This window comes from Streptomyces sp. 5-10, assembly GCF_014712245.1.
Taxonomy (GTDB): Bacteria; Actinomycetota; Actinomycetes; order Streptomycetales; family Streptomycetaceae; genus Streptomyces; species Streptomyces violaceusniger.
This window is the reverse complement of record NZ_JACVYG010000104.1, coordinates 1-14,095: the sequence shown is the minus strand read 5'-3', so window position 1 is coordinate 14,095 and position 14,095 is coordinate 1. Positions and strand designations below refer to the sequence as shown.

Below are 14,095 nucleotides of genomic sequence, written 5' to 3'. Positions count from 1 at the left end.
GTCGCGTCCCCGGGCAGCGCGCACGCGGCCACGATGCCCGGCAGATGGGGGAGGCCCGGGTGGTCCGCGTCCTCGCCGGTCCCCGGCGTCCACGGCACCACCGCCACCAGCGCCAGCGGCCCGTCGGCCGCTCCGCGCAGCGCGGCCCGCAGCCCGGCGCGTGCGGCGTCCCGCCCGGCCGGCGGTCCGGTCAGCACATCGCGCAGCAGCTCGCCGAGCTCCTCCCCGGCCCGCGCCTCGGCCGCCAGCAGCGCCCCGATGCGGTCCGCGGTCTCCATCGCGCGGGCCAGCCGGGGGTCCTGCCCGCCCGCCGGGCCGCCCAGCTCCAGATCGGCGAGATGGCCGTCGTCCAGCAGCCAGACATAGCCGTGCACCACCCCGCGGTGCCGGACGGGCAGACAGATGCGGCCCATGAACACCCCGGCCGCCGGGTCGGGCGGAATCCGCAGCGGCGCCTGCGCCCGGGCGATCCCGAACGCCTCGAACCAGGCCCGCACCGCCGCCGTCGAGCGGCGCTGGAGGATCGAGCGGGTGCGCACCGGGTCCAGCGCGGGCTCCGCCGCGTCATCGCTGTCTTCGCTGTCCTGGGCACCGAAGGCGATCAGCGCGAAGTCGCGGTTCTCCAGGGTCGCGGGTGCCCGGAGCACCGCCGTGATCTCGTCCACCAGCTGCTGGTAGTCGTCGCGCATGGGTCCCGCCTCTTCCCGCTTTCGCCCCTCACATTCTCATACAGATGTCTGAGATCCCGGCCACGGATGCGTGACAGCTGTCGATGGTCCGGAATCCGCGCCATCCTTAAGTTTCACGGTGAGTTGTCGATGCCGTTCATCGGCCGTCATCGTGGAGGTGCCCCGTGCTGGGACCCGTGCTGCTCGCCGCTTCGCGCAGTGCCGCCATCCGCCGTATCGTCTCGGCCGCGCCGGTCACCCGCCCGATGGTGGACCGCTTCGTCGCCGGGGAGCGGCTGGCCGAGTCCTTGGGGGCGGTGCGGTCGCTGACCGCCCGCGGCCTGGACGTCACCCTGGACCATCTGGGCGAGGACGTGACCGACCGGGCCGAGGCGCTGCGCAGCCGTGACGCCTATCTGGCGCTGACCGAGGCGCTGGCCACCGAGGGGCTCGCCGGGCGCGCGGAGATGTCCGTGAAGCTCTCCGCGTTCGGCCAGGCGCTGCCCGGGGGCCACGATCTGGCGCTGGCCAATGTGACCCCGGTCGTGGAGGCCGCCGCCGCGGCGGGCACGACGGTCACCCTCGACATGGAGGACCACACCACGGTGGACTCCACCCTCGCCATCCTCAGCGAGCTGCGCACCCGCTTCCCGCAGACCGGCGCGGTCCTCCAGTCCTACCTCTTCCGGACCGAGGACGACTGCCGGGCGCTGGCCGGGGAAGGCTCCCGGGTGCGGCTGGTGAAGGGCGCGTACAACGAGCCGGCGAGCGTCGCCCACCAGGACAAGCGCGAGGTGGACCGCGCTTATGTGCGCTGTCTGAAGATCCTGATGGGCGGCGAGGGCTACCCCATGATCGGCTCGCACGATCCGCGCATGGTCGCCATCGCCCAGGACCTGGCGCACCGCCTCGGGCGCAAGCTGGACGAGTACGAGTTCCAGATGCTGTACGGGATCCGCGTGGCCGAGCAGGAGCGGCTGGTGGCGGAAGGTCACCGTATGCGGGTTTACGTCCCGTATGGCACAGACTGGTATGGGTACTTCATGCGCCGCCTCGCGGAGCGTCCCGCCAACCTCACATTCTTCCTGCGTTCGCTGGTCGGCCGCCGCTGACCGCTCTCGGGATCGCAGACTCGTAAACCCCCGACGCCCCCGACGATCGAAGGAGACAACCGCCATCATGGACGCCGTCACCCAGGTCCCCGTGCCGGTGAACGAGCCGGTGCACACCTACGCCCCCGGCACCCCGGAGCGCGCCCGCCTCGAGACCAAGCTCAAGGAGCTCGGCGAGAACCCCATCGACCTGCCGATGACCATCGGCGGCCAGAAGCGGATGGGAGCGGGGGAGCGCTTCGACGTCGTCCAGCCGCACAAGCACTCCGCCCGCCTGGGCACCTACGCCAACGCCACTCGAGCGGACGCGCAGGACGCGATCGACGCCGCCCTGGCCGCGGCCCCGGCGTGGCGCGCGCTCAGCTTCGACGACCGTGCCGCGGTCATCCTCAAGGCCGCCGATCTGCTCTCCGGCCCCTGGCGGGAGACGCTCGCCGCGTCCACCATGCTGGGCCAGTCGAAGACCGCGCAGCAGGCGGAGATCGACACCCCCTGTGAGCTGATCGACTTCTGGCGCTTCAACGTCCACTTCGCCCGCCAGATCCTGGCCGAGCAGCCGGTGACCAACTCGCCCGGGGTCTGGAACCGCACCGACCACCGGCCGCTGGAGGGGTTCGTCTACGCGATCACCCCCTTCAACTTCTCCGCCATCGCGGGCAACCTCCCGACCGCCCCCGCGCTCATGGGCAATGTGGTGGTCTGGAAGCCGTCCCCGACCCAGACCCACGCCGCCGTGCTGCTGATGGAGCTGCTGGAGGAGGCCGGGCTGCCCAAGGGCGTGATCAACCTGGTCACGGGCGACGGCAAGGAGGTCTCCGAGGTGGCGCTGGCCCACCCGGACCTCGCGGGCATCCACTTCACCGGCTCGACCCGCACCTTCCAGTACCTGTGGAAGACGGTCGGCAACAACATCGAGAACTACAAGACCTATCCGCGGCTGGTCGGTGAGACCGGCGGCAAGGACTTCATCGTCGCCCACCCGTCCGCCGACCCGGCGGTGCTGAAGACGGCGATGACCCGCGGCGCCTTCGAGTTCCAGGGCCAGAAGTGCTCCGCGGCCTCCCGCGCCTATGTGCCGCGCTCCCTGTGGGAGAACGGCCTCAAGGAGGAGTTCGCCACCGAGGTCAACGGGCTGACCATGGGCGATGTGAGCGACCTCGACAACTTCATGGGCGCGGTCATCGACGAGCGCGCCTTCGCCAAGAACAAGGCGGCGATCGACCGGGCCAAGTCCGACCCCACGATCGAGGTCGTCGCGGGCGGCACCTACGACGACAGCGAGGGCTGGTTCGTCCGCCCGACCGTGCTGGTCTCCACCGACCCGGAGAACGAGATCTTCAAGGACGAGTACTTCGGCCCGATCCTCGGGGTGTACGTCTACGAGGACGAGGAGTACGACGCGATGCTCCAGCAGATGGAGTCGGCCGCCCCGTACGGGCTGACCGGCGCCGTCATCGCCCAGGACCGCGCGGCGGCGGCCGCCGCCTGTGAGGCGCTGCGCTTCGCGGCAGGCAACTTCTACATCAACGACAAGCCGACCGGTGCCGTCGTCGGCCAGCAGCCCTTCGGCGGCGGCCGCGCGTCCGGCACCAACGACAAGGCGGGCGCCAAGCAGAACCTGATGCGCTGGACCTCCACCCGCTCCATCAAGGAGACCCTGGTCCCGCCGACCGACTACCGCTACCCGCACATGGGCTGACCCCCGAGCCCGGCGACCCGCGCCCCCGGACCGCACTGGAGCGGTCCGGGGGCGCGGGGCCGTCCGAGGGGGCGCGTCGGGGGAAATCTGTGGACGCCCGATGCGCGGCGGTGCTAGCGTCAAGCAGTCAAGTAGGCACTATTTACCGCAGTTTACGTGGGTAACCAGGCGCGGGAACGCTCACGGACTAGCGATCGGCCGCCGTTGGTCGAGGTCGGACGGGGGTCGGCCTCGATCATCGGTGCGGAGCCGATAGATGATCACCCTGGGTCAGTGGCTGATATCACGCTGTTCGCGTCTCAGATGGTAGGACGTCCGACTAATTGTGCAGACACTGACGCTCCGCTGCCTTATTTTTGTGGAAGCCGAACGTCTCGCTGCATCCAGCGATGGCGGCCGCGGCCGGTGCACATCGCGCAGGCGACCCCTGCCGCACCCAGGCCCCCGCCCCTTCCGGCAGCCACCTTCTCGGGGAGCTTTCCTTCCTCCCGGGCGCCTCCCGGGCGTCACCGGGGTTCAGCAGAGGAGATGTGATCATGGCCGAGACGACTGTCCGCAGGATCCGCCGCAAGACCGACGACACCGACCGCAAGAAGGCGGCCGCCGCGCTCCAGCGCGCCCTCGACCGCCGGGACAACGGCGGCGCCACCGGTCACTGACGCCGGGGCCGGGTGACCTCGAAGCGGTCCACCCGCTCGCCCGACTCCGCCAGGGCCGTGACCGTGAGCCTGGGGCGGGGGCCCGGCTCGACCTCCACCGCGAGGAACGAGAAGCCGGTGTAGCGGACCCGGGACCAGTCCGCGCTGTCCCGGTTCTTCTCGCCGTCCTCGCTCCAGTGGTAGGTCTTCACCTCGTCGAGGTCCTTGACGTGCCCCTCGTAGCTGTCGGGCACCGGGAACTCGTAGAGCTTCGCGCCCGCCCCGCCCGCCGTCACATAGACGATCCCGTCGCGCACCGCGTCGGCGCTCCCCTCCACCGGGACCCGGCGGGCGACCTTGCCGCCCCGGAGGGCGTCGGTCCGCTCGTAGACGTGGTTGTGGCCGTTGATGACCAGGTCCACCTGGTGCTTGTCGAACAGCGGCACCCACGCGTCGCGCACCCCGCCGTCCGAGGCGTGGGCGCTGGTGGTGGAGTAGGCGCAGTGGTGGAAGAAGACCACCAGGAAGTCGATGCCGGGCCGCTTGCGCAGCTCCCCCAGCCGCCGGTCCAGCCAGCGGGTCTGCGCCCCGTCCGTGTACCCCTTGTTGACCGGGATCTCGTACGACACGTCATTGGCGTCCAGGGCGACCACGCCCACGTTCCCGTAAGAGAACGAATAGACGCCGGGCGCCTTGCGCGGATCCGGGCCGCTCGTCGGCAGCGACCAGCGGGCCAGCTGGCCGCCGTAGCCGTCGGGGGAGTACCACGCCTCCATGTCGTGGTTGCCGGTGGTCACCATCCACGGCACGCTCGCCGCGACCGAGTCGGTCTGGGCGAGGAAGGAGTCCCAGACCCGGGCGTCGTAGAGGTCGGACTTCTTTCCGTGGCCGGTGGTGTCCGCGTAGCACAGATCCCCGGCGTGCAGATGGAACGACGGATTCTGGCCGAGGATCAGCTGGTCGTTGGCGAGCGCGTCATAGCTCACCCCCTGGTCGCCGAAGGCGGTGAAGACGAACTTCCCCGGCCGGTCCGGCGCGGTGCGGAAGGTGCCCACGGACGCGAAGTGGCGCGGCTCGGCCGGATCGCGGTCGGCGTGCCCGACGCCGTAGTAGTAGGTGGCCCCGGGGCGCAGGTCGTCCACCGCGGCGTGCAGATAGAACTGGTCGACCGCGGGCAGCTTGTCGCTCAGCGACGGGGTGTGCAGATGGCGGACCTCGGCCTCGACCTTGCGGGTGAGCTCCAGCGGGCTGGTGCCGATCCGCACGTACGGCTTGCGCACCGCGAACGGGACCTGCCAGGAGATCCGCATCTGGGTCCGCGGATCGGCGCCGAAGGCCAGATGGCGGCCGAACGGTGCGACCAGCGCGCCGTCCACCGTGGCGGACCCCGGCGTCGGGCCCGCGGCCGGCGTCGCCGGCTTGGCACCGGCGGCGCACGCCGCCCCGCCCAGCAGCCCCGCGCCCGCGACCGTGCCCGCCGTGGCGGCGCCCCCGCGCAGCACCCGGCGGCGGGAGAGCCGGGCCCGCAGATACTCGTGCTGCTCGGCCATGGTCATCCGCTGGGCGAGTCGCTCCGGTACGCCGAACCGTGGTGTGTCCATGGACCGGAATGTCCCCCGAGCGGTCAACGGCGCGCCGTACGGGGGGTGAACGAGTGATTGCCGCTGAGCGGCTGTCCGAATGGTGGAACGCCTATGTCAATGCATGGGACGAGCGGTAGGGTCCCGGTATGTCTCGCAGCATTCGCCTCGCAGTGATCCCCGGTGACGGTATCGGCCAGGAAGTCGTGGCCCAGGGCCTGAAGGTCCTCTCCGCCGCCCTTCCGCAGGACGTGAAGCTGGAGACCCGCAGTTACGACCTCGGCGCCCAGCGCTGGCACGCCACCGGCGACACCCTGCCGGACGCGGACCTGGAGTCGCTGAAGGACCACGACGCGATCCTGCTCGGCGCCATCGGCGACCCCTCGGTGCCCTCGGGCGTGCTCGAGCGCGGGCTGCTGCTCAAGCTGCGCTTCGCCTTCGACCACTACGTCAACCTGCGTCCGTCGAAGCTCTTCCCGAACACCCCGTCCCCGCTGGCCGGCCGCCCCGACATCGACTTCGTGGTCGTCCGCGAGGGCACCGAGGGCCCGTACGTGGGCAACGGCGGCTCGATGCGCACCGGCACCCCGGACGAGGTCGCCACCGAGGTCAGCCTGAACACCGCCCACGGGGTCGAGCGCGTGGTCCGGGACGCCTACGAGCGCGCAAGCGCCCGGCCGCGCAAGAAGCTGACCCTCGTGCACAAGAACAACGTCCTGGTGCACGCCGGCCACCTGTGGAAGAACATCTTCGACCGGGTGGGCCAGGAGTACCCCGAGGTCACCACCGACTATCTGCACGTCGACGCCGCGACGATCTTCTTCGTCACCCAGCCGGAGCGGTTCGACGTGATCGTCACCGACAACCTCTTCGGTGACATCCTCACCGACCTCGCCGCCGCCGTCACCGGCGGCATCGGGCTCGCCGCGAGCGGCAACATCAACCCCTCCGGCGCCTTCCCGTCGATGTTCGAGCCGGTCCACGGCTCCGCGCCGGACATCGCGGGCACCGGCAAGGCCGACCCGACGGCGACCATCCTGTCGGTGGCCCTGCTGCTGTCGCACCTCGGCTACGGGGACGAGGCGGCCCGTATCGAGGCCGCCGTCGCCGCGGACCTCGCCGAGCGGGACGCGGCCGCGCCGCGCACCACCGACGAGATCGGCGACGCGCTCGCCGCCCGAGTATCCGGCTGACCCCAGCCTGTGCCAGCGCGCGGCTGGGTGCGACCATCGACCTTGGGCCGCGCGTTGCACAACGCTCCTTCCCCGGCCTCACCTAGGAGATAATTCCCGGTGGGGCCGCCGTGTGAAGAAGAGCTTGGACGTCCTAGTACCGCTTGCGGGCAGGATGGTGTGAGCGCGGTCCGCCACAACCGAAGGTGAAGGACTACCTGCCATGACGACGCCCACGATCGAGCTCAAGCCCTCCTCCCACCCCGTGCCCGCGGCCGAGCGGGAGAAGATCCTGGCCAACCCCGGATTCGGCCGCCACTTCACCGATCACATGGTGACGGTCAAGTGGACGGAGGGCCGTGGCTGGCACGAGGCCCAGCTCGTGCCGTACGCCCCGCTCTCGCTCGACCCGGCGAACATGACGCTGCACTACGCCCAGACGATCTTCGAGGGGCTCAAGGCGTACCGCCGTCCCGACGGCACCGTGGCCACGTTCCGCCCCGACCAGAACGCCGAGCGGTTCCAGGCGTCCGCGCGCCGCATGGGCATGCCGGAGCTCCCCGTCGAGACCTTCATCGAGGCGTGTGACGCGCTGGTCACCCAGGACAAGGCGTGGGTGCCGGGCCACGGGGAGCAGTCCCTGTACCTGCGGCCCTTCATGTTCGCCACCGAGGTCGGGCTCGGCGTCCGGCCCTCGAACGAATTCCTCTTCGTGGTGATCGCCTCCCCGGCCGGGGCCTACTTCCCCGGCGGTGTGCAGCCGGTCTCGGTCTGGCTCTCGGAGGAGTACGTCCGGGCCGCGCCCGGCGGCACCGGCGCGGCCAAGACGGGCGGCAACTACGCGGCCTCCCTGGTCGCCCAGGCGCAGGCCGCCGAGCAGGGCTGTGACCAGGTGGTCTGGCTGGACGCGATCGAGCGCCGCTGGATCGAGGAGATGGGCGGGATGAACCTGTACTTCGTGTACGGGAACCGCATCGTGACCCCCGAGCTGTCCGGTTCGCTGCTGCCGGGGATCACCCGCGCCTCGCTGCTGGAGATCGCGGCCGACCTCGGCTACGAGGTCACCGAGGGCCGGATCTCCGTCGACGACTGGCGCGAGGGCAACGCCGACGGGACCCTCACCGAGGTCTTCGCCTGCGGTACGGCGGCCGTGATCACCCCGGTCGGCTCGGTCAAGTCCGCCCGGGCGAGCTGGACGGTGGGCGACGGGGAGCCGGGCGAGGTGACCATGCGGCTGCGCAAGGCGCTGCTGGACATCCAGACCGGCGCCGCCCCGGACCCGCATGGCTGGATGCACCCCCTGGGCTGACCTTCCGGGATGCACCCCTGGGCTGACCTTCGGGCGTCACCTCGTTGACACCGGGGGTTCGCATCCTGAGACGGGTGAGAGCGCGGGGGCGGAATGTGCCAGACTGCCTCCGTGCTCTCGTTCGCCATGATTATTGGCAGCAGGCGCGCCGGTCCGCAGTGACCGCCCGTACGACCCGGTACAGGGCGGCCACCGTGCCCCAGACCCGCGCGCAGACCTCTCGCACCCGCGAGGGGTCTTTTCGTTTTCCGGACCATCCCGCCGGACGCGAAGCGTGAGGGATCATAGGAGGGCGCGGAACCGGACATTCCGGTAGACCGAGATTCATCCGACAGGAGCCAGACCAACCATGAAGGATCTGCCCGACGACGGCTTCCATGTCTTCGACACCACCCTGCGCGACGGAGCGCAGCGCGAGGGCATCAACCTCACGGTCGCGGACAAGCTGACCATCGCCCGTCACCTGGACGACTTCGGCGTGGGCTTCATCGAGGGCGGCTGGCCCGGCGCCAACCCGCGCGACACGGAGTTCTTCGCCCGGGCCCGCGCCGAGATCGACTTCAAACACGCCCAGCTGGTGGCGTTCGGCGCCACCCGTAAGGCGGGGGTGCGCGCCGAGGACGACGCCCAGGTCAAGGCGCTGCTGGACTCCGGGGCGCCGGTGATCACCCTGGTGGCGAAGTCCCATGACCGCCATGTGGAGCTGGCCCTGCGCACCACGCTCGAGGAGAACCTCGCGATGGTCCGCGAGACCGTCGCCCATCTGCGGTCCCAGGGCCGCCGGGTCTTCCTCGACTGCGAGCACTTCTTCGACGGCTACCGGGCCAACGCCGGCTACGCCAAGCAGGTCGTCTCCGCCGCCCACGAGGCGGGCGCCGAGGTGGTGATCCTCTGCGACACCAACGGCGGCATGCTCCCCGGCCAGATCGACGCGGTGGTCCGCACCGTACTGGCCGACACCGGGGCGCGGCTGGGCATCCACGCCCAGGACGACACCGGCTGCGCGGTCGCCAACACCCTCGCCGCGGTGGACGCGGGCGCCACCCACGTCCAGTGCACGGCCAACGGCTACGGCGAGCGGGTGGGCAACGCCAACCTCTTCCCGGTCGTCGCGGCCCTGGAGCTGAAGTACGGCCGCCGGGTGCTGCCGGAGGGCGCCCTGGAGGAGATGACCCGGATCTCGCACGCGATCGCCGAGGTCGTCAACCTGACGCCGTCCACTCACCAGCCCTATGTGGGTGTTTCCGCCTTCGCCCACAAGGCCGGACTGCACGCCTCCGCGATCAAGGTCGACCCGGATCTGTACCAGCACATCGACCCCGAGCGGGTCGGCAACACCATGCGGATGCTCGTCTCCGACATGGCCGGACGGGCGTCGATCGAGCTCAAGGGCAAGGAGCTGGGCATCGACCTCGGCGGCGACCGGGCGCTGGTGGGCCGGATCGTGGAGCGGGTCAAGGAGCGGGAGCTCGCGGGCTACACCTACGAGGCTGCCGACGCCTCCTTCGAGCTGCTGCTGCGCCAGGAGGTCGAGGGCCGTCCCCGCCGCTTCTTCCGCGTCGAGTCCTGGCGGGCGATCGTCGAGGACCGCCCGGACGGCACCCACGCCAACGAGGCCACCGTGAAGCTCTGGGCCAAGGGCGAGCGCATCGTCGCCACGGCGGAGGGCAACGGCCCGGTCAACGCCCTGGACCGGGCGCTGCGGGTGGGGCTGGAGCGGATCTACCCGCAGCTGGCGACGATGGAGCTGGTGGACTACAAGGTCCGCATCCTGGAAGGCAAGCACGGCACCGAGTCCACGACCCGGGTGCTGGTCTCCACCGCGGACGGCCAGGGGGAGTGGTCGACCGTGGGTGTCGGGGAGAACGTGATCGCCGCGTCCTGGCAGGCCCTGGACGACGCCTACGCCTACGGGCTGCTGCGGGCCGGGGTGGACCCGCAGGAGTGACGCGCCGGCCGGTGCGAGGAGGCGGGCGGTGCGGCGCCGGCGGCGGCCGGAGTAGGGTGCGGGGAGCGGAGCGCGGCCGATGTGCTCCGTTGCCCGATCCGGCCGCACGGCCGCTCCGGCGGACGCCGCCCATCCGGGTGGTCGCGCCCGCCCCTCGCACGGTCACGGCCTGGAGGTTTGTGGGGTGCCGACAGGGCCGATAGTCCTTTAGGACACCAGGTAGTGGGAAAGCCGCTGTCCAGTTCTGTTCCGCCTGCCCACCAAAACGCCCTTGACGTTGTAGGGAATTGACATGCGTTTCCGGGGGTCCGGGAACGTACCGTCATTGCATGACCAATCTCGAAGGTGCGCCTGCTGAGGCGAGTGACGTTCGCGGGCGCGTCGCCGAGCTGCACGCGATTCGCGAGCAGGCTCGGCGCGGCCCGAGCGAGCGGGCGACCGAGGCCCAGAAGGCCAAGGGGAAGCTGACGGCTCGCGAGCGGATCGATCTGCTGCTTGACGAGGGGTCCTTCAACGAAGTGGAGCCGCTGCGGCGGCATCGTGCGACCGGGTTCGGGCTCGAGGCCAAGAAGCCTTACACCGACGGTGTCGTCACCGGCTGGGGGACCGTCCACGGACGGACGGTGTTCGTCTACGCACACGACTTCAGGATCTTCGGCGGGGCGCTGGGGGAGGCCCACGCCACCAAGATCCACAAGATCATGGACATGGCCATCTCGGCCGGGGCGCCGCTGGTGTCCCTCAACGACGGCGCCGGTGCCCGTATCCAGGAGGGCGTCTCGGCGCTCGCCGGTTACGGCGGCATCTTCCAGCGGAACACCAAGGCGTCCGGTGTCATCCCCCAGATCAGCGTGATGCTCGGCCCGTGCGCGGGCGGCGCGGCGTACTCCCCGGCGCTGACGGACTTCGTCTTCATGGTCCGGGAGACCTCGCAGATGTTCATCACCGGGCCCGACGTGGTCCAGGCGGTGACGGGCGAGAAGGTCAGCCAGAACGGACTGGGCGGCGCGGATGTGCACGCCGAGACCTCGGGTGTGTGCCACTTCGCCTACGACGACGAGGAGACCTGCCTCGAGGAGGTCCGCTACCTCCTGTCGCTGCTGCCGCAGAACAACCGCGAGAACCCGCCGACCGTCGAGTCCGACGACCCGGCCTCCCGGCGCGGCGACTCGCTGCTGGACCTCGTCCCGGCCGACGGCAACCGGCCGTACGACATGCGCAAGGTCATCGAGGAGATCGTCGACGACGGCGAGTACCTCGAGGTCCACGAGCGCTGGGCGACCAACATCATCTGCGCGCTGACCCGGCTCGACGGCCAGGTGGTCGGCATCATCGCCAACCAGCCGCAGTCGCTGGCGGGCGTGCTGGACATCGAGGCGTCGGAGAAGTCCGCGCGCTTCATCCAGATGTGCGACGCCTTCAACATCCCGCTGGTCACCTTCCTCGACGTGCCCGGCTTCCTGCCCGGTGTGGACCAGGAGCACGGCGGGATCATCCGGCACGGCGCCAAGATGCTGTACGCGTACTGCAATGCCACCGTGCCGCGGATCTCCGTCATCCTGCGCAAGGCGTACGGCGGTGCCTACATCGTGATGGACTCCCAGTCCATCGGGGCCGACCTGACCTACGCCTGGCCGACCAACGAGATCGCGGTGATGGGCGCCGAGGGCGCCGCCAACGTGATCTTCCGCCGTCAGATCGCCGACGCGGACGACCCCGAGGCCATGCGCGCCCGCATGGTCAAGGAGTACAAGTCCGAGCTGATGCACCCGTACTACGCGGCCGAGCGGGGGCTGGTCGACGATGTGATCGACCCGACCGAGACCCGTGAGGTCCTCATCCGGTCCCTGGCGATGCTGCGCGACAAGCACGCCGACCTGCCGTCCCGCAAGCACGGCAACCCGCCGCAGTAACCCTCACGTTCATGACCTCGCGCGGGACCCGCGCGACAAGGGAGAAGAGAAAACCGTGAGCACACCCAGCGATATCGCCGATCCCGCCGCCGCGGCGGCGGCCACCCTGGTCCGGGTCGAGAAGGGCCACGCCGACGCCGAGGAGCTCGCCGCGGTCACCGCGGTGCTGCTCGCCCGCGCGGCCGCCGGCACCCACCGGACCGCCGGCTCCACCCGCCCGCGCCGCAGCGCCGCCCGCTGGCGCCGTCTGGAGCGCCGCCCGGCGTTCAGCGCGCCGCACAGCTGGCAGGGCTGAGCGCCACCGGCGCCGATGAACGCACAAATCCCCTGTTCTCCTTCGGAGAGCAGGGGATTTTGGCTTCCGCCGTCGGCCTCGGCTAGCGCAGCCGGGCCATCAGCGCGTGCTCGACCAGGGTGATCAGCGCGCTCTTGGCCTCGCTGCGGTGGCGGGCGTCGGTGGTGATGATCGGCGCGTCGGGGCCGATCTGGAGGGCCTCGCGGACCTCTTCGGGGTTGTAGGGCTGGTGCCCGTCGAAGCCGTTGAGGGCGATGACGAACGGCAGCCCGGAGTTCTCGAAGTAGTCGACGGCCGGGAAGCAGTCGGCGAGGCGGCGGGTGTCCACCAGGACGACCGCGCCGATGGCGCCGCGGACCAGGTCGTCCCACATGAACCAGAAGCGGTCCTGACCGGGCGTGCCGAACAGGTACAGGATCAGGTCCTGGTCCAGCGTGATGCGGCCGAAGTCCATGGCCACCGTGGTGGTGGTCTTGTCCGGCGCGTGGGTGAGATCGTCGATCCCCGCCGAGGCGGAGGTCATCACGGCTTCGGTGCGCAGCGGGTTGATCTCCGAGACCGCGCCGACGAACGTGGTCTTGCCCACGCCGAAGCCGCCCGCCACCACGATCTTCGCGGAGGTGGTGGAGCGGGCTGCACCGCTAGAGCTTGCGAAGTCCACTGAGCACCCTTTCGAGCAGTGTCACGTCAGGCTGACCGCCGGCGGACTCGTCGCCGCCGGGCTGATGGATCGCGACGAGCCCCGCCTCGGCCAGGTCGGCTACGAGGATGCGGGCTACGCCGAGGGGAATGGTGAGCAGTGCGGAGATCTCGGCGACCGACTTGATCTCGCGGCACAGGTGGCAGATCCGCTGGTGCTCGGGCAACTGGCCCTGGAGCTGAGCGGGGTCGGCCGTGGTGTGTACCAGCGCCTCGATGGCGAGCTGGTACCGGGGCCGGGTCCGGCCCCCGGTCATGGCGTACGGGCGCACCAGAGGGTTATGAGTGCCGCCCGCGGGGGAGGAGGGTTCCGGGGCAGGGCGCTCAGGCGGCTGTACGGGCTCGATACGCGGCGCGGGCGGCGCGTCGTACCAGGACCCCTCCGACGGCCCGGGAGGCGCGTAGGAGGGCGTGTACGGCTGTTGCTGGGGCCGCTGCGGCTGCCGCCGCGGGGGCTGCTGCTCCCGCTGGGGCTCCGGCTGCTGTGGGGAGCGGGCCTGACGGCTGGGTGCGGAGGGGAAGTTGTAGCGCTTCACTGGGCCCTCTCCGCGCGGCTCGGACGGCTGCCCGTGGGCGTACGGATATCCGCTAGGGGGCGTTGCCACGTGTCCTCCTCCAACTCGCCTGTCTTGCCGGTCGCGCCACCGCACCCTATGGCGCGGTGGCGCGAAACGCACTCCATGTTTGCTAGTTGAGAAGACTGCCCTGCAATTCCGCGCGGAGATCCGGGGTCAGAACGTTGCCCGCGCGATCGACCAGCAGGGCCATCTCGTAGCCGACGAGGCCGATGTCGCACTCGGGGTGGGCGAGCACGGCGAGGGAGGATCCGTCGGAGATCGACATGATGAAGAGGAACCCTCGTTCCATTTCGACGACGGTCTGGTTGACCACGCCGCCTTCGAAGATGCGGGAGGCTCCGGAGGTGAGCGAGGTCAGGCCGGAGGCCACCGCCGCCAGTTGATCGGCTCGGTCACGGGGGAAGCCTTCGGACATCGCCAGAAGGAGTCCGTCGGCGGAGACCACCACCGTGTGGGACACCCCGGGGGTGTTGTCCACGAAGTT

12 protein-coding genes and 1 pseudogene are annotated in these 14,095 nt (G+C 70.5%); 8 read left to right on the top strand and 5 right to left on the bottom strand.

The genetic code is table 11. The annotated features are described in order from the left end of the window. Window positions 1-689 (bottom strand): annotated as a pseudogene (locus IEJ02_RS46605) (PucR family transcriptional regulator); the annotation flags it as partial. A gap of 164 nt (window positions 690-853) precedes the next feature. On the opposite strand from IEJ02_RS46605, the gene IEJ02_RS46600 reads away from it, so the two are divergent. The 3 genes from IEJ02_RS46600 (at window position 854) to IEJ02_RS50140 (ending at window position 4,138) form a co-directional block, all read left to right on the top strand. Then, window positions 854-1,780 (top strand): proline dehydrogenase family protein, encoded by a 927-nt coding sequence (locus tag IEJ02_RS46600; protein WP_191070327.1) that lies wholly within the window; start codon window positions 854-856, stop codon window positions 1,778-1,780. Window positions 1,781-1,847: 67 nt separating this feature from the next. Continuing rightward, window positions 1,848-3,479, top strand: a complete 1,632-nt coding sequence (pruA, locus tag IEJ02_RS46595; protein ID WP_191070326.1) for an L-glutamate gamma-semialdehyde dehydrogenase — start codon at window positions 1,848-1,850, stop codon at window positions 3,477-3,479. Between the two features lie 536 nt (window positions 3,480-4,015). Then, on the top strand, window positions 4,016-4,138 hold the full coding sequence (locus IEJ02_RS50140) for a hypothetical protein (RefSeq protein ID WP_087684456.1): 123 nt from the start codon (window positions 4,016-4,018) through the stop codon (window positions 4,136-4,138). On the opposite strand, the gene IEJ02_RS46590 is transcribed toward IEJ02_RS50140, so the two are convergent. Further along, the gene (locus IEJ02_RS46590) at window positions 4,132-5,718 is read right to left on the bottom strand and encodes a purple acid phosphatase family protein (RefSeq protein WP_191070325.1); all 1,587 of its coding nucleotides are present in this window, start codon (window positions 5,716-5,718) and stop codon (window positions 4,132-4,134) included. The two genes, IEJ02_RS50140 and IEJ02_RS46590, sit on opposite strands and share 7 nt — an antisense overlap. Before the next feature lie 128 nt (window positions 5,719-5,846). On the opposite strand from IEJ02_RS46590, the gene IEJ02_RS46585 reads away from it, so the two are divergent. The 5 genes from IEJ02_RS46585 (at window position 5,847) to IEJ02_RS46565 (ending at window position 12,334) form a co-directional block, all read left to right on the top strand. Then, window positions 5,847-6,890 (top strand): 3-isopropylmalate dehydrogenase, encoded by a 1,044-nt coding sequence (locus IEJ02_RS46585; protein WP_191070324.1) that lies wholly within the window; start codon window positions 5,847-5,849, stop codon window positions 6,888-6,890. Window positions 6,891-7,092: 202 nt separating this feature from the next. Beyond that, window positions 7,093-8,178 carry a branched-chain amino acid aminotransferase gene (locus IEJ02_RS46580; protein ID WP_191070323.1) on the top strand — a complete coding sequence of 362 codons (1,086 nt, stop codon included), beginning with the start codon at window positions 7,093-7,095 and terminating at the stop codon, window positions 8,176-8,178. 349 nt (window positions 8,179-8,527) lie between these two features. Next, window positions 8,528-10,126 (top strand): citramalate synthase, encoded by a 1,599-nt coding sequence (gene cimA, locus IEJ02_RS46575; protein ID WP_191070322.1) that lies wholly within the window; start codon window positions 8,528-8,530, stop codon window positions 10,124-10,126. A 329-nt stretch (window positions 10,127-10,455) separates the two neighbouring features. After that, window positions 10,456-12,039 (top strand): acyl-CoA carboxylase subunit beta, encoded by a 1,584-nt coding sequence (locus IEJ02_RS46570; protein WP_137979731.1) that lies wholly within the window; start codon window positions 10,456-10,458, stop codon window positions 12,037-12,039. Window positions 12,040-12,094: 55 nt separating this feature from the next. Further along, window positions 12,095-12,334, top strand: coding sequence for an acyl-CoA carboxylase subunit epsilon (locus tag IEJ02_RS46565; RefSeq protein WP_191070321.1), 240 nt, complete (start codon window positions 12,095-12,097; stop codon window positions 12,332-12,334). Between the two features lie 82 nt (window positions 12,335-12,416). On the opposite strand, the gene IEJ02_RS46560 is transcribed toward IEJ02_RS46565, so the two are convergent. From IEJ02_RS46560 to IEJ02_RS46550, 3 genes are all read right to left on the bottom strand, one after another. Further along, entirely contained in the window at window positions 12,417-12,995 is a 579-nt protein-coding gene (locus tag IEJ02_RS46560; protein ID WP_075200410.1) for a GTP-binding protein, read from the bottom strand. Beyond that, window positions 12,976-13,638 (bottom strand): DUF742 domain-containing protein, encoded by a 663-nt coding sequence (locus IEJ02_RS46555; RefSeq protein ID WP_086879637.1) that lies wholly within the window; start codon window positions 13,636-13,638, stop codon window positions 12,976-12,978. Before IEJ02_RS46555 ends, IEJ02_RS46560 begins: the two co-directional genes overlap by 20 nt. An 82-nt stretch (window positions 13,639-13,720) precedes the next feature. Further along, window positions 13,721-14,095 (bottom strand): roadblock/LC7 domain-containing protein (locus tag IEJ02_RS46550; RefSeq protein WP_191070320.1); only part of this gene is annotated, 375 nt, incomplete at its 5' end.

Excerpts from the sequence above, each read along its gene's own strand:
- pruA (WP_191070326.1), top strand. The coding sequence starts at position 1,848 with ATGGACGCCGTCACCCAGGTCCCCGTGCCGGTGAACGAGCCGGTGCAC.
- IEJ02_RS50140 (WP_087684456.1), top strand. The coding sequence starts at position 4,016 with ATGGCCGAGACGACTGTCCGCAGGATCCGCCGCAAGACCGACGACACC.
- IEJ02_RS46590 (WP_191070325.1), bottom strand. The coding sequence starts at position 5,718 with ATGGACACACCACGGTTCGGCGTACCGGAGCGACTCGCCCAGCGGATG.
- IEJ02_RS46585 (WP_191070324.1), top strand. The coding sequence starts at position 5,847 with ATGTCTCGCAGCATTCGCCTCGCAGTGATCCCCGGTGACGGTATCGGC.
- IEJ02_RS46580 (WP_191070323.1), top strand. The coding sequence starts at position 7,093 with ATGACGACGCCCACGATCGAGCTCAAGCCCTCCTCCCACCCCGTGCCC.
- cimA (WP_191070322.1), top strand. The coding sequence starts at position 8,528 with ATGAAGGATCTGCCCGACGACGGCTTCCATGTCTTCGACACCACCCTG.
- IEJ02_RS46570 (WP_137979731.1), top strand. The coding sequence starts at position 10,456 with ATGACCAATCTCGAAGGTGCGCCTGCTGAGGCGAGTGACGTTCGCGGG.